Below are 14,118 nucleotides of genomic sequence, written 5' to 3' on the forward strand. Positions count from 1 at the left end.
TTAATATCTAAAAATACATTCTTAGTATCTATAGTGTTCTGGTTTAAATGGCCCTTCTACAGTAACACCAATGTATTCTGCTTGGTCATTACGTAATTCTGTTAACTCAACACCTATTTTTTCTAAGTGTAATTTTGCTACTTTTTCGTCTAAATGTTTAGGTAACATGTACACTTTATTTTCATAAGCATCTGCATTATTCCACAATTCAATTTGTGCTAAAGTTTGGTTTGTAAATGAGTTAGACATTACAAAACTTGGATGACCAGTTGCACATCCTAAGTTTACTAAACGACCTTCAGCTAAAATAATAATGTCTTTACCATCAATCGTATATTTATCTACTTGAGGCTTAATTTCTACTTTAGTATCACCATAGTTTTTGTTTAACCAAGCAATGTCTAATTCGTTATCAAAATGCCCAATATTACAGATTATGGTTTTGTCTTTTACACCTTTAAAATGTTCTGCAGTAACTATATCTTTATTACCTGTTGTTGTAATAATAATATCTGCATTACCCATAACAGTTTCTAAACGTTTTACTTCAAAACCATCCATAGCTGCTTGTAAAGCACAAATAGGGTCGATTTCTGTTACTGTTACTATAGAACCTGCACCTTTAAAAGAAGCAGCTGTACCTTTACCAACATCTCCATAACCACAAACCACAACTCTTTTACCTGCTAACATAATGTCTGTTGCTCTACGAATTGCATCTACAGCAGATTCTTTACAACCGTATTTGTTATCAAATTTTGATTTCGTTACAGAATCGTTAATGTTGATAGCTGGCATAGGTAATGTTCCGTTTTTAACACGCTCATATAATCTATGCACTCCTGTTGTAGTTTCTTCAGATAAACCATTGATGCCATCTGCTAATTCTGGATATTTATCTAACACCATATTTGTTAAATCTCCTCCATCATCTAAAATCATATTTAATGGTTTACGATCTTCACCAAAGAATAATGTTTGCTCTATACACCAATCAAATTCTTCTTCATTCATCCCTTTCCAAGCATAAACAGGAGTACCTGTAGCAGCAATTGCAGCAGCAGCTTGGTCTTGTGTAGAAAAAATATTACAAGAACTCCAAGTAACTTCTGCACCTAAAGCTTGTAGTGTTTCTATTAATACAGCAGTTTGTATAGTCATGTGTAAACAACCTGCAATTCTTGCCCCTTTTAAAGGTTGTGCATCTGCATACTCTTCTCTTAAACTCATTAATCCTGGCATTTCTGCTTCTGCCAATTCAATTTCTTTTCTACCCCAATCTGCCAAAGAAATATCTTTAACTTTAAATGGTACGTAAGCTGTTTTTGTGCTCATATTATGTATATTTATTGTCTAATTTTTGCGATTGCAAAGTTACGATATCCTTTTTAAAAATTATGGCTCTTTACAAAACATTAACTATCAGCTCAGAAACTAAAGTTTTTATTTGGAAAATTGAAGAATCTATTGATGAATTAAAGGCTGGGATTACACTAACAACAAATAGTGAGGCTCGATTAAATTCGATGAAGTCTGAATTACATCAAAAAGGATTTTTAAGCATAAGACACTTATTAAAAGAGATCAATTTAAATGATGCTGATTTAGAATATGATGAATTTGGAAAACCTCATTTAAAAGAAGGTTATATTTCTATTACACATTCTTTTAATTTTACAGCTATTATACACTCAACAGATAAAGTTGTAGGCATAGATATTGAAAAACAGCGTGATAAAATTTTAAAAATTGCACATAAATTTACACCTATTGAAGAATATAAAACCATTGCAAATGTAGACGCTTTAATAGCTAAACTCACCATTGTTTGGGGCGCAAAAGAAAGTTTATATAAAATTTACGGAAAAAAGAAACTCTTATTTTTACATCATATTTATATAGAAGATTTTAAGTTTGACGACAGCAAAACAACTGGAGAAATTCGTTTTAATGGAGAACAAAACTCTTATGATATAGAGTTTTTAGAATTTGAAGGCTTTACTTGTGTTTACGCATTTTAAAAAACAATAAATGAAACATAGAAAAAAACTACTATTTATTACTATTTCTATAACATTAATAGCTACTTTTTTGCTAATAAGCAGCCCTACAGTTTTACTTTATAATTTAGCATCAAGTTATAATTTTCCTGCTGGCACATTAATAACTTGGTTTGGTTTTATGGGTTTATCTTTAAGTGTATATTTAAGTGTTGCTAATTTGCGTAATCCAAAAAACAGATTTAATAAACTTTTAAGTTATCAAATTAAAACTACTATTGTTATTGCTGCACTTTGGGTGGTTATCTCGTATTTATTAGCTGGTAAATTGTCTTTTACATTTACAGATAAAGTTGAATTTCAAGGAGGTCAATTAGCGATGAAGATATTTTGGACAATAAACTATGCATTAGTTATTATTCCAATATTAGTGCTTTTATGCTACTGGATTTTAAATAAAATTAAATTTTAATGTCAGAAATTTTCAATTTCTTTTTTGGTCAATATCAAGGTTATTCAACTGTAGATATTATCTTAGAAATTATTGCAGTAATTTTTGGTTTTTTATCTGTTTGGTTTTCAAAACAAAATAAAATTTGGGTATTTCCAACTGGAATGATTAGCACCTCAATTTTTGTATATCTTCTTCTAAAATGGGAACTTTTAGGAGATATGATGATTAACGCCTACTATTTTATAATGAGTATTTATGGTTGGTATATTTGGACACGTAAAGTAGACGAAACGCATGTTACACCAATTTCTACGACTAGCTTAAAAGAGAAAAAAACAGCATTTCTAATTTTTATTGCAACCTTAGTTTTTGTGTATGTTGTGTACAATTATTTTGATAAATGGACCTCTTGGGTTGCTTATGTAGATACTATTACCACAGCTATTTTCTTTGTAGGCATGTGGTTAATGGCAAAACGTAAAATAGAAAATTGGCTGTTTTGGATTATAGGAAACATCATTTCTGTACCTTTATATTTTTACAAAGGATTTACATTTACTAGTTTTCAATATTTAGGATTTACATTTATTGCCATATTTGGTTACTTAGCATGGAAAAAAAGCTTACACAAGACCCAATTAATATCGTAAAAGTTGTTTTATTTGGCCCAGAATCTTCTGGAAAAACAACACTTTCTCGTCAATTAGCAAGACATTATAATACTGTTTGGGCACCTGAGTATGCTAGAAAATATCTTCAAAAAAAATGGAACAACGAACGTAAAACTTGTGAACTAGAAGATATTTTACCAATTGCAATTGGTCAAATGAAACTAGAAAATAAATTAGCTAAAAAAGCAGATAAAATCTTGATTTGTGATACAGATCTATTAGAAACTAAGGTGTATTCTGAAGAATTTTATGAGGGTTTTGCAGATGATACTCTTAAAAAAGCAGCTAAAGAAAATAACTATGATTTATATTTATTAACCTATATAGATACTCCTTGGGAAGCAGATGATTTAAGAGATAGACCAGAACAACGTTTAGAAATGTTTAATGCTTTTGAAAAAGCATTACAAGAAAATAACAAGAATTACTTGTTACTAAAAGGAGATAAAAAAACACGTTTGCAAAATGCTATAAAGGCTATTGATAAGATTCTTTATCAAAAAGAGAATTTACATAACTTTTCAGATTCTTTATACAATATAAATGTTCGTTTAGAAGAGTAATTATGAATTCAAAAGACATCATAAACGAACTAAGTTTTAAAGCCATTAGAAGTTCTGGAGCTGGAGGACAACATGTAAACAAAACCTCTTCTAAAATAGAATTGACTTTTGATTTAGAAAACTCAAATGCGTTAAGTAAAAAAGAAAAAGAAAGGCTAAAAGAGAAACTATCTTCTAAACTAACAAACGAAAATATATTAATTCTATTCTGTGAAGAAACAAGATCTCAGCACAGAAATAAAGAAATTGCAATAAAACGTTTTTTAGAAACTATAAAGAAAGGATTAACCAAACCAAAAATTAGAAAAGAAACAAAACCTTCTAAAGCTTCTATTCAAAAAAGATTAGAAAAAAAGCAAAATAATTCAATTAAAAAAGCATTAAGAAAGAAACCAAATTTAGACTAACCTTTTATTTTTTCTAAATATTCTGCCATTTTTTGATGAACAACATTAACACCTTTTAATGGTCTTATCATTACTTTAATTTCTTTTAACTTACCATCTTTGGTAAATTGTAACATGTCTACACCATTTACAGAAAGACCATTAATTTCAGTTTCAAATTCTAGAATTGCATTTTGTTTATCTACAACTTCTCTTACATATTTAAAGCTATCATTTGCAATAATTTCTGCTGCTGCTTGTAAATACATAGTTACCATAAATTTCCCTTTTATAGGTTTAAATACAACAGGTGAGTATAAAGTAGCATTATCTGAAATAAAACTATTTAATTCATGAATATTTCTTTCATTTACAAACTTATGCCACGTATCTAATCCTACTAAATTTTGCATTTAATTATTTTTGGTGTATTTGTAAAGCTACAAAAAAATACGATTGTTATTTTGTAATTCAATTTTCCAATTTACCTTTGCATTGTTCTCATAAAGGGGTGCTATTATCAGTATTCAGTAATCAGTATTCAGTAATCAGTATTTCACTGCTAACTGAAAACTGTAGACTGCCAACTGAAAATCGGCTGAGATCATACCCAATGAACCTAGAACAGGTAATGCTGTTTAGGGATATTTAAAAAGTCATTATGTAATGACACTAATTATTCAATAATAATCACAAGAATAATTACCTCTTTTTATTCGTTTTAATTTTTTAAAATGAAAAAAATACCCATTTTTTTATTCTTGTTTGCAAGTATACTTGTAAACGCCCAACAGTTTAAACTTTCTGGTAAAGTTGTTGATGAAAACAACAATCCTTTACCTAATGCTAGTCTTGTAATTAAAGAAAATAAACAAGGCAAAACAACTAATTTTGAGGGGGAATTTGCTATGACTCTAAGAAAAGGAAATTACACAATTAGAGTATCTTTTTTAGGATACAAAACAGAAAGTAAAGAAGTATCATTAACAAAAGACACTTTCATTAATTTTGAGTTATCACCTAACGAAACTTTATTAGATGAAGTTTTAGTATCTGCAGTTCGTGTAAATGCAGATATTCCTGTAACGTTTTCTAACTTATCTAAAAAAGAGATTGCAAAACGTAATTTAGGTCAAGACATCCCTATTTTAATGAACTATTTACCAAACGTTATTTCATCTTCTGATGCAGGAGCAGGAGTTGGGTATACGTATATGAATGTTCGTGGTTCTAATAGTGAACGTATTAATGTTACTATAAATGGTATTCCTTATAATGATGCAGAAAGTCAAGGTACATTTTGGGTGAATTTAGGAGACTTTGCTTCTTCTACTCAAAACTTGCAATTACAAAGAGGTGTAGGAACATCTACAAATGGTTCTGGAGCTTTTGGTGCCAGTTTAAACATCTTAACAGATGCAGTTTCTGAAGAAGCTTATGGAGAAATACAAAACTCTTTTGGTTCTTTTGGCACCAGAAAACACACTGTAAAATTTAGTACGGGTAAATTAAATGAGCATTTTGAAATTGCAGGTCGTTTATCTAATATTTATTCAGATGGTTATGTAGACAGAGCATTTGCAGATTTAAAATCATACTATTTACAAGGTTCTTATACAGACGAAAATACCTTAATTAAAGCGATTACTTTTGGAGGAACTGAAAGAACTTACCAAGCTTGGTTTGGATTAGATGCTACTCAATTAGAACAAGACAGAAGACAAAATCCATATACGTATGAAAATGAAGTAGATGATTACAAACAAGATCACTATCAATTGCATTGGAATGAAAAATGGACAGACAAATGGTCTACTAATTTAGGATTAAATTATACAAAAGGAGCTGGATTCTTTGAGCAGTTTAAAGAAGATGAATCTGCTGCTGATTTTAATAATTTAATTGTTGATGGCACAGATGTAATTGTAAGACGTTGGTTAGATAATGATTATTATGTATTTAATTTTAATGCAAATTATAAAACAGACAAGATTAATTTAATTACAGGAATCTCTTATTCTAATTATACAGGAGATCATTTTGGAGAAGTAATTTGGGGAGAAGATTTAGCCCCAAATGTATCTATAAGAGACCGTTATTATTTTTCTGACGCAACTAAAAATGACTTTTCTGTTTTTGCCAAAGCAAATTTTGATATTTCAGAAAAACTATCTGGTTATTTAGATTTACAAGGTAGGTTTGTAAGTTACAAAACTAAAGGTTTAACTTCTGATAGAGCACCCATAGATGTTGATACTAACTTCGATTTCTTTAACCCTAAATTTGGTTTTACATATACTTTAAATCAAAATAATAATTTATATGCTTCTTTTGCAGTGGCAAATAGAGAACCCAATAGAAATGATTTTGAAGGAGGTGTTTCTACTGCAGAAACTTTATTCGATTATGAATTGGGTTGGCGTTTACAAAAAGAAAACGTTAAATTAAATACTAATATTTATTATATGGATTATGATAACCAATTAGTATTAACAGGTGCTATTGATGATGTTGGCCAACCAGTAAGAGCAACTTCTGGTAGTAGTTATAGATTAGGTTTAGAAATTGATGCTGATATTACCCTATCTGATAAATTTTCTGTGAGACCTAATGCTGCATTTAGTATTAATAAAAACAGAGATTTTTATTTAATAAGAGATGGTAATCAGGTTCCTGTTCTATTAGGAGACACAGATTTATCTTTTTCACCAAGTACTGTTTTAGGAAACATTTTAACTTATAATGCTACAGAAAACTTACAAATTTCTTTTCTTTCTAAATTTGTTGGAGAACAGTTTATGAGTAATTTTAGTAGTGCAATTTCTACTAATGATGTGTTAGATAGTTACTTTACAAGCGATTTAAATATTGTATATCAAATTAATACAAACAAAATTTTTAAATCAATTACCCTAACAGCTTTAGTTAATAATATTTTTAATGCAAAGTATGTTGATAGAGGATACTATTACATTTTTGATGACACTTGGTCTAATCCTGGAGTTACAAGAACTGTTGATGGTGCAGGATATTATCCGCAAGCAACAAGAAACTTCTTATTAGGAGCAACTTTAAGATTTTAATTCAAAAAAGGGGAGCAATTTGCTCCCCTTTTTTATATTAAATAATCTTTTAAGATTGATTCTCTTCTACAGTTTCTTTTAATTCTTCTCTTAAATCGTCAAATTCGTTTGAAAGATTTTCCCAATTTTTTCTAATTTTTGTTGTAGATGAATATCTTTGATCTACTAGAATAGAAAATTTTTCTTCTATCTCCTCTATCTCTATTAAAGCTTTATCAGTTTTTAACCAATCAGGTATACTTTCATCCATTCCTAAAATAGATTCACTTAATAAGTTCATTCTTGTAATTGAGGTATTAAAATCTAAGCTTTCAATTTCGTGTAATCTTATGTTCGAAATATTAAAATCATTCCAATTACTAAAAGAATAAGTTCCATAGTAATCTTTTTTAACTAGTAAACTTTTATCGTTTTTTAAGTCTATTACATCAATATTATCATTATCTGTAAAGTTATTTTCTTTTCTTAGATTACAAGAAATCATTGTTATTAAAACTGTCATCAATATAAATTTCATCGTTTTCATTATTCCTGCTTTTAGTATTCAATTTAAAATTACAAGAATAAATCACACTTTTTTGACGCTTAAACATCAAATCTTAACTCATACAAAAACTTATAAAAAATGACAAAATTGAGCTCATTTTAATAGTTTTTTGAATAAATATGGTTATTTTTTAGCAAAAACGGGTTATTTTTTGTAATTTCGCATTCGATGAAAAATTCTTCAATTTATCAAAAAAGAAATATGAGAATCTATAATTTTGAATTCTCTGTTTTCAAAAACCAGTCAGATAAATTTATACCACCAGCTTTCTAGTTGATATTACAGTAATCTACTTCTGTAAAAGAATTTCTACATTTTAAAATAATAATGAAATGATAAGAGCATACCTATGAGTTATGTTCTAAAATAAATGATGATGAAAATAATTGAATTTAAAAGACAAACTAAAAACAAAAAATATTATTCTCAAAAAATGGGAATGCTAAATACAAAAGTAACTTCTATTAAAAAGTATGTTTTAGGTATACCAGTAAAAACATTACATACTTATAGAGAAACGTATTATGGTCAAATAAAAAACTGTGAAGACTGTAAATTATATGCTTAAAATAATTCTTTAAAACCTGCAAAATATATGAGACAACTTAAAATTACAAAACAAGTAACCAACAGAGATACTAAATCTTTAGAAAAATACTTTCAAGAAGTAAGTAAAATAGATTTAATTACAGCAGATGAAGAAGTTGAATTGGCTGTTAGAATTAAAGCTGGAGATAAAAGAGCTTTAGATAAATTGGTGAAAGCAAATTTACGTTTTGTAGTTTCTGTTGCTAAACAATATCAAAATCAAGGATTAAAATTATCAGATTTAATAAATGAAGGTAATTTAGGCTTAGTAAAAGCTGCCAAACGTTTTGATGAAACAAGAGGTTTTAAATTTATTTCTTATGCTGTTTGGTGGATTCGTCAATCTATTTTACAAGCGCTTGCAGAACAATCTAGAATTGTACGTTTACCATTAAATAAAATTGGCTCTATAAGTAAAATTAACAAAGTTTATGCAAGGTTAGAACAACAAAAAGAACGTGTACCCACTTATGTAGAAATAGCAAATGAGTTAGATACTACTGTTAGAGATGTTAAAACTAGTATGAAGAATTCAGGTAGACATTTATCTATGGATGCCCCTTTTAAAGAAGGTGAAGATTCTAATCTTTATAATGTTTTACAGTCTAATGAAACACCAACACCAGATAGTGAAATGATTAAAAATGGTTTAAAGATTGAGATTGATAGAGCTTTACAATCTTTAAGCTATAAAGAAGCCAAAGTAATTAAAATGTTTTATGGTATAGGTAGAAAAACTTCTTGTTCTTTAGCTGAAATTGGTGAAGAATTCGATTTAACAAGAGAACGTGTTAGACAAGTGAAACAAAGAGCTATAAGACGATTACAGTCTAAATCTAGAAATCAAGTTTTAAAATATTATTTAGGATAAACTAAAAAAAAGTAGCTATTAAATAGCTGCTTTTTTTTAGTTATCAATTTTACCAACTGCACAACTAATAAAAGATTTTGCTTTGTGCAATACTGTATTTTTATCACCAATTTCTGGGTAACCCAATTTAGATAATTTAATTTTAACCTCTTTTAAATTATTTTTGGTGCTTGTAATACTAACTGAAGATTCTTCTAAATTTACATCTACGTTTTCAACACCACCTATTGCTAAAATTCCTTTTTTAATTGTAGCTGCACATCCACCACATTTTAAATTTTCTATTTGTAATGTAGTTTTCATAATATTTAGTTTTCTTTTATCCATTGGCTATAACCACCAATAACATTTACAACTTTAAACCCTTTATTTTTTAGTAAAATAGCGGCTTTACCACTTCTGTTTCCACTTCTACAATATAAATATACAGGTTTGTTTTTATCTAATTTATTTACTGCTTTTTCAGTGAAATCTTTATCAAAATAATTTACAAATAGTGCTTTTTCTATAGCACCATTTTTAACTTCTTCTGGTGTTCTTACATCTAATAATTGTATATCTTTTTTTAATAAATCTTTTAACTCTAAAGTAGTAATAGAATTTATTTCAGTATTCTGAGAATTACAATTAACAAATAATAAAAAAGTTAAAAAGAAACAAAAAACAGTTTTCATCTTTTTATTTTAAAGTTGATGGGCAAACTGCTTCAGTTCTTTTAATACCCGTTTTTTTAATTGCTCCATAACCTCCAGCAACATCAATAACATTATGAAATCCTCTTGCTTTTAAAATTGAAGCTGCTATAACAGATCTGTAACCACCTGCACAATGCACATAAAAATCTTTACTTTTTGGGAATTCTGTTATGTGATCATTTAAAAAATCTAAAGGCGTACTAGTTGCAATTTCAATATGTTCGCTTGTAAATTCTCCTGGTTTTCTAACATCAAAAACCAAGGCATCTTCTTTAATTTTTTCTTCTAGAGTTTGTGCAGAAACTGATTCTAAAGTATCTATTTCTTTCCCTGAACTTTTCCAAGCTTCAAAACTACCTTCTAAATATCCTAATACATTATCAAAACCAACTCTAGATAATCTTGTTATGGTATGTTCTTCTTTTCCTTCTGGAGTAACTAACAAAATAGGTTGTTTAATATCTTTAATTAAAGCTCCAACCCAAGGAGCAAAAGTACCTCCTAATCCAATAAATATAGATTGAGGTATAAAGCCTTTAATGAATTCTGATTGATGACGTACATCTAAAATAACAGCCTCAGTTTCATTTGCTAATAATTCGAACTCTTTTGGAGAAAGTGGTTTAGTGCTTTGTTTTATAACATCTACCACATCTTGATATCCTTCTTTATTTAATTTTACATTTAAAGGGAAATAAGCAGGAGGAGGCAATAAACCATCTGTAACTTCTTTTATGAATTCTTCTTTGGTCATATTAGCTCTTAAAGCATAATTTGTTTCTTTTTGATTACCAATTGTACCTACAGTTTCTTTACTTAAATTTTTACCACAAGCAGAACCAGCACCATGAGCAGGATAAACAATTACATCGTCTGCTAAAGGCATTATTTTAGTTCGTAAACTATCAAATAAAAAACCTGCTAAATCTTCTTGAGTTAGGTCTCCTTTTTGTGCTAAATCTGGTCTACCAACATCACCTAAAAATAAAGTGTCTCCACTAAAAAGTGCATGATCTTTTCCTTTTTCATCTTTTAACAAGTAACAAGTACTTTCCATAGTATGACCTGGAGTATGTAGAACTTTAATAGTAATATTACCAACATTAAAAACTTGATTGTCTTCTGCAATAAGAGCATCAAAATTAGTTTTAGCTGTTGGCCCATAAACAATTTTAGCTCCTGTTTTTTCAGCTAAAGTAACATGACCACTAACAAAGTCTGCATGAAAATGGGTTTCGAAGATGTACTTAACTTTTGCATTATTCTTTTCTGCTTTATCAATATAATCTTGTACTTCTCTTAAAGGATCTATTATAGCAACTTCTCCATTACTTTCTATATAATAAGCTCCTTGTGCTAAACAACCTGTATAAATCTGTTCTATAACCATAATAATATAATTCTAAATATTTAAAATTACCATAAAGCAATACTACTTTAAATGATAATTATCATTCTATTAATTTACTTCATCATAATATGCTTGATGAATGTATTTTGCATATTTTTCTTGATGTTTTCTATCTCCAGTTTTGTAAAATCTTACTGCCTGATTTGCCCTCATGAAAAAATGGTTCAAATCTATCACCTTAAGTAAGCCTCCTCTAAATAATGAATCTCTAACAGGGCCTTTCACTCCTGCAAAATAAAATTTAACATCTTTCTTTTGATAAAATTTTATTCGCTCTTTTAGCATTTCTACTCCTGTACTATCTATTCTGTTAATACTTTCTGCATCTAATACTATCAATTTTAATGCCTTCCCTTTTTTGGCTGCCATTTCGTCTAAATTGTCTCTAAAATAACTCGCATTTGCATAAAATAATTGAGCATCAAATCGTAAGACTAGAATATCATCTTCTAAAATAACTTCTTCAAACCTATTTTTATTTCTATAAAAGTTAGAATTTGGTACTTTACCTAGTTCTGTAACATATGGTCTAGAAGTTCTAAAAATTAGAATTATTAATGATAAACCAACCCCAACTATTATCCCATATTCTATTCCAAAAATTAAAGTAGAAACAAAAGTTGCTATTAATAACCAAAAATCTAGATTGTTAGCTTTCCATAAAAAAGTAGCTTCTTTAAAATTTATCAATCCAAAAACAGCTACAATAATAATTGCTGCAAGAACTGTTTTAGGTAAATGATAAAATAATGGCGTTAAAAAAAGTAAGGTGAAAATTACCATTGCAACAGAAATTAAAGCAGACATTCCTGTTTTACCACCACTTTCTGCATTTATTGCAGAACGAGAAAAACTTGAAGTTGATGGGTAAGCTTTAAAAAATGAACCAAAAATATTACTCAATCCTAAAGCTATTAATTCTTGATTTGGTCTAACTCTATATTCATCTTGTTTTGCCTCTAATGATTTACCTATAGATATAGTTTCTAAATAACCAACCATAACTAAAGTTAATGCAATAGGTAATAATTCTCTTATTTGATCTAAATCAAAAACAGGAAATGAAAAACTTGGCAAACCTGAAGGAATATCTTTAACAACAGCAACGTCTGATAAATTTTTACCAAAGTATTTCATTATTAAAATACCTAAAACAACCACAATTAAAGCATTAGGTATTTTCTTATTTATCTTTCTAAAAAAGATAATAATAAAAACAGACACTAAACCAATTGCTGTTGTATGAAAGTTGAATGTGCTTATTTGAAGCCAAATATCCATTAATAAATACTGGATTTGATCTGATTGAATAAAATCTACACCTAATAAATTACGAAACTGATTTACACCAATAATTAAGGCTACAGCAGATGTAAAACCAGTAATTACAGGTTTAGATAAAAAGTTTACAATAAAACCTAAGCTGAAAATTCCTAAAATGAATTGAATAACACCAACCATTAATGCTAAAAGAATAGCAATGGCTATATAACTTTCAGAACCTGCTAAAGCTAGTGTAGAAACACCTGTTGCAACAATTAAAGAATCCATTGCTACAGGACCAATAGCTACTTGTCTAGACGAGCCAAAAATAGCATACATAACTTGTGGCATCAAAGCACAATACAAACCATAAATTGGTGGTAAACCTGCAATTAATGCATAAGCTATGCCTTGTGGAATAAGTATGATGCCAACTGTAATTCCAGCTACTAAATCCCCTTTAAAAAGTGATTTATTATAGTTGGGTAACCATTCTAAAATAGGTATTACTTTTTTGATATTCATCAATTAAAATAATTCTCCTTGATTTGTTCCTTTTATTCTTCCTAAATGTTTGTAAGCTAAATCTGTAACTTCTCTTCCTCTAGGAGTTCTCATTATAAACCCTTGTTGAATTAAAAAAGGTTCATATACTTCTTCTATAGTTTCTGTGTTTTCACTTACTGCAGTTGCTATAGTGCTTATACCTACAGGACCTCCTTTAAACTTGTCTATTATCGTTGATAAGATTTTATTATCCATCTCATCTAAACCATGTGCATCTACATTTAAAGCTTTTAAGGCGTACTTAGCTATTTCTATAGTAATTTTTCCATTACCTTTTATTTGAGCAAAATCACGAACTCTTCTTAATAATGCATTTGCTATTCTTGGTGTTCCTCTGCTTCTACCAGCTATTTCTATAGCTGCTTCCATAGATATTGGCACTTTTAATATATGTGCACTTCTTTGTATTATCGTAGATAGTAATTCTGTTGAGTAATAATGTAGCCTGCTACTAATTCCAAATCGAGCTCTCATTGGTGCTGTAAGTAATCCTGATCTAGTTGTTGCTCCAACCAAAGTAAATGGTTCTAAATTGATTTGTACAGTTCTAGCATTTGGGCCAGACTCAATCATAATATCAATTTTATAATCTTCCATAGCAGAATATAAATATTCTTCTACTATAGGACTTAATCTATGAATTTCATCAATAAATAAAACGTCTCGTTCATCTAGGTTAGTTAACAAGCCTGCTAAGTCTCCAGGTTTGTCTAACACAGGGCCTGATGTAACTTTTATACCTACTTGCAATTCATTGGCTAAAATATGTGCTAAAGTGGTTTTTCCTAAACCTGGAGGACCATGAAATAAAGTATGATCTAATGCTTCATCTCTCTGGTTTGCAGCTTCAACAAATATTTTTAAATTTTCAAGTGCTTGATCTTGACCTGTAAAATCGTCAAAAGAGAGTGGACGTAGTTTTATTTCTACATCTAATTCTTCATTTGAATAATTATTATTTTCAGGATTCAAGTTTTCGTTCATAAAAACAAAGATAATATTATTTAAAATAGCTTTTT

16 protein-coding genes are annotated in these 14,118 nt (G+C 28.8%); 8 read left to right on the forward strand and 8 right to left on the reverse strand.

The annotated features are described in order from the left end of the window. Positions 1 to 21 precede the first annotated feature (21 nt). Positions 22 to 1,335 (reverse strand): adenosylhomocysteinase, encoded by a 1,314-nt coding sequence (gene ahcY, locus ACFOWD_RS02210; RefSeq protein WP_377407745.1) that lies wholly within the window; start codon positions 1,333 to 1,335, stop codon positions 22 to 24. Between the two features lie 62 nt (positions 1,336 to 1,397). On the opposite strand from ahcY, the gene ACFOWD_RS02215 reads away from it, so the two are divergent. Genes ACFOWD_RS02215 through arfB form a run of 5 tightly spaced genes read left to right on the forward strand, consistent with a single transcriptional unit; the run spans position 1,398 to position 4,095 of the window. Beyond that, positions 1,398 to 2,021 (forward strand): 4'-phosphopantetheinyl transferase family protein, encoded by a 624-nt coding sequence (locus tag ACFOWD_RS02215; protein ID WP_377407747.1) that lies wholly within the window; start codon positions 1,398 to 1,400, stop codon positions 2,019 to 2,021. A 10-nt stretch (positions 2,022 to 2,031) separates the two neighbouring features. Then, complete coding sequence (locus ACFOWD_RS02220) at positions 2,032 to 2,472, forward strand: hypothetical protein (RefSeq protein ID WP_377407749.1); 441 nt, start codon at positions 2,032 to 2,034, stop codon at positions 2,470 to 2,472. Next, positions 2,472 to 3,104, forward strand: a complete 633-nt coding sequence (pnuC, locus tag ACFOWD_RS02225; RefSeq protein WP_377407751.1) for a nicotinamide riboside transporter PnuC — start codon at positions 2,472 to 2,474, stop codon at positions 3,102 to 3,104. Before ACFOWD_RS02220 ends, pnuC begins: the two co-directional genes overlap by 1 nt. Beyond that, entirely contained in the window at positions 3,065 to 3,688 is a 624-nt protein-coding gene (locus ACFOWD_RS02230) for an AAA family ATPase (RefSeq protein WP_377407753.1), read from the forward strand. Before pnuC ends, ACFOWD_RS02230 begins: the two co-directional genes overlap by 40 nt. 2 nt (positions 3,689 to 3,690) lie before the next feature. Next, complete coding sequence (gene arfB / locus ACFOWD_RS02235; protein WP_377407755.1) at positions 3,691 to 4,095, forward strand: alternative ribosome rescue aminoacyl-tRNA hydrolase ArfB; 405 nt, start codon at positions 3,691 to 3,693, stop codon at positions 4,093 to 4,095. On the opposite strand, the gene ACFOWD_RS02240 is transcribed toward arfB, so the two are convergent. Continuing rightward, positions 4,092 to 4,487 carry a nuclear transport factor 2 family protein gene (locus tag ACFOWD_RS02240; protein ID WP_377407757.1) on the reverse strand — a complete coding sequence of 132 codons (396 nt, stop codon included), beginning with the start codon at positions 4,485 to 4,487 and terminating at the stop codon, positions 4,092 to 4,094. The genes arfB and ACFOWD_RS02240 overlap by 4 nt on opposite strands. 321 nt (positions 4,488 to 4,808) lie before the next feature. On the opposite strand from ACFOWD_RS02240, the gene ACFOWD_RS02245 reads away from it, so the two are divergent. Further along, positions 4,809 to 7,157, forward strand: coding sequence for a TonB-dependent receptor (locus ACFOWD_RS02245; protein WP_377407759.1), 2,349 nt, complete (start codon positions 4,809 to 4,811; stop codon positions 7,155 to 7,157). A gap of 49 nt (positions 7,158 to 7,206) precedes the next feature. Here the strand turns inward: ACFOWD_RS02245 and ACFOWD_RS02250 are convergent, their stop codons facing one another. Next, a complete protein-coding gene (locus ACFOWD_RS02250; RefSeq protein ID WP_377407761.1) occupies positions 7,207 to 7,659 on the reverse strand; it encodes a hypothetical protein in 453 nt (150 codons plus the stop codon). A 421-nt stretch (positions 7,660 to 8,080) separates the two neighbouring features. On the opposite strand from ACFOWD_RS02250, the gene ACFOWD_RS02255 reads away from it, so the two are divergent. Both ACFOWD_RS02255 and ACFOWD_RS02260 read left to right on the forward strand, forming a co-directional pair. Beyond that, positions 8,081 to 8,272: a hypothetical protein gene (locus ACFOWD_RS02255; protein WP_298989979.1), complete on the forward strand. Its 192-nt coding sequence runs from the start codon at positions 8,081 to 8,083 to the stop codon at positions 8,270 to 8,272. Between the two features lie 27 nt (positions 8,273 to 8,299). Next, a complete protein-coding gene (locus ACFOWD_RS02260; RefSeq protein ID WP_377407763.1) occupies positions 8,300 to 9,163 on the forward strand; it encodes a sigma-70 family RNA polymerase sigma factor in 864 nt (287 codons plus the stop codon). Between the two features lie 36 nt (positions 9,164 to 9,199). Here ACFOWD_RS02260 and ACFOWD_RS02265 read toward each other — a convergent pair whose 3' ends face one another. From ACFOWD_RS02265 to ruvB, 5 genes are all read right to left on the reverse strand, one after another. Beyond that, positions 9,200 to 9,466, reverse strand: a complete 267-nt coding sequence (locus tag ACFOWD_RS02265) for a heavy-metal-associated domain-containing protein (protein ID WP_377407765.1) — start codon at positions 9,464 to 9,466, stop codon at positions 9,200 to 9,202. A gap of 5 nt (positions 9,467 to 9,471) precedes the next feature. Continuing rightward, positions 9,472 to 9,837 (reverse strand): rhodanese-like domain-containing protein, encoded by a 366-nt coding sequence (locus ACFOWD_RS02270; RefSeq protein WP_377407767.1) that lies wholly within the window; start codon positions 9,835 to 9,837, stop codon positions 9,472 to 9,474. A gap of 4 nt (positions 9,838 to 9,841) precedes the next feature. Then, positions 9,842 to 11,248: an MBL fold metallo-hydrolase gene (locus tag ACFOWD_RS02275; protein ID WP_377407770.1), complete on the reverse strand. Its 1,407-nt coding sequence runs from the start codon at positions 11,246 to 11,248 to the stop codon at positions 9,842 to 9,844. Between the two features lie 69 nt (positions 11,249 to 11,317). Next, positions 11,318 to 13,057: a SulP family inorganic anion transporter gene (locus ACFOWD_RS02280; protein ID WP_377407772.1), complete on the reverse strand. Its 1,740-nt coding sequence runs from the start codon at positions 13,055 to 13,057 to the stop codon at positions 11,318 to 11,320. Positions 13,058 to 13,060: 3 nt separating this feature from the next. Beyond that, positions 13,061 to 14,083 carry a Holliday junction branch migration DNA helicase RuvB gene (gene ruvB, locus ACFOWD_RS02285; RefSeq protein ID WP_377407775.1) on the reverse strand — a complete coding sequence of 341 codons (1,023 nt, stop codon included), beginning with the start codon at positions 14,081 to 14,083 and terminating at the stop codon, positions 13,061 to 13,063. Between the last annotated feature and the right edge of the window lie 35 nt (positions 14,084 to 14,118).

Origin of the sequence: Polaribacter marinivivus (assembly GCF_042651285.1) — a bacterium.
GTDB classification, from domain to species: domain Bacteria; phylum Bacteroidota; class Bacteroidia; order Flavobacteriales; family Flavobacteriaceae; genus Polaribacter; species Polaribacter marinivivus.

Excerpts from the sequence above, each read along its gene's own strand:
- ahcY (WP_377407745.1), bottom strand. The coding sequence starts at position 1,335 with ATGAGCACAAAAACAGCTTACGTACCATTTAAAGTTAAAGATATTTCT.
- ACFOWD_RS02215 (WP_377407747.1), top strand. The coding sequence starts at position 1,398 with ATGGCTCTTTACAAAACATTAACTATCAGCTCAGAAACTAAAGTTTTT.
- ACFOWD_RS02220 (WP_377407749.1), top strand. The coding sequence starts at position 2,032 with ATGAAACATAGAAAAAAACTACTATTTATTACTATTTCTATAACATTA.
- pnuC (WP_377407751.1), top strand. The coding sequence starts at position 2,472 with ATGTCAGAAATTTTCAATTTCTTTTTTGGTCAATATCAAGGTTATTCA.
- ACFOWD_RS02230 (WP_377407753.1), top strand. The coding sequence starts at position 3,065 with ATGGAAAAAAAGCTTACACAAGACCCAATTAATATCGTAAAAGTTGTT.
- arfB (WP_377407755.1), top strand. The coding sequence starts at position 3,691 with ATGAATTCAAAAGACATCATAAACGAACTAAGTTTTAAAGCCATTAGA.
- ACFOWD_RS02240 (WP_377407757.1), bottom strand. The coding sequence starts at position 4,487 with ATGCAAAATTTAGTAGGATTAGATACGTGGCATAAGTTTGTAAATGAA.
- ACFOWD_RS02245 (WP_377407759.1), top strand. The coding sequence starts at position 4,809 with ATGAAAAAAATACCCATTTTTTTATTCTTGTTTGCAAGTATACTTGTA.
- ACFOWD_RS02250 (WP_377407761.1), bottom strand. The coding sequence starts at position 7,659 with ATGACAGTTTTAATAACAATGATTTCTTGTAATCTAAGAAAAGAAAAT.
- ACFOWD_RS02255 (WP_298989979.1), top strand. The coding sequence starts at position 8,081 with ATGAAAATAATTGAATTTAAAAGACAAACTAAAAACAAAAAATATTAT.
- ACFOWD_RS02260 (WP_377407763.1), top strand. The coding sequence starts at position 8,300 with ATGAGACAACTTAAAATTACAAAACAAGTAACCAACAGAGATACTAAA.
- ACFOWD_RS02265 (WP_377407765.1), bottom strand. The coding sequence starts at position 9,466 with ATGAAAACTACATTACAAATAGAAAATTTAAAATGTGGTGGATGTGCA.
- ACFOWD_RS02270 (WP_377407767.1), bottom strand. The coding sequence starts at position 9,837 with ATGAAAACTGTTTTTTGTTTCTTTTTAACTTTTTTATTATTTGTTAAT.
- ACFOWD_RS02275 (WP_377407770.1), bottom strand. The coding sequence starts at position 11,248 with ATGGTTATAGAACAGATTTATACAGGTTGTTTAGCACAAGGAGCTTAT.
- ACFOWD_RS02280 (WP_377407772.1), bottom strand. The coding sequence starts at position 13,057 with ATGAATATCAAAAAAGTAATACCTATTTTAGAATGGTTACCCAACTAT.
- ruvB (WP_377407775.1), bottom strand. The coding sequence starts at position 14,083 with ATGAACGAAAACTTGAATCCTGAAAATAATAATTATTCAAATGAAGAA.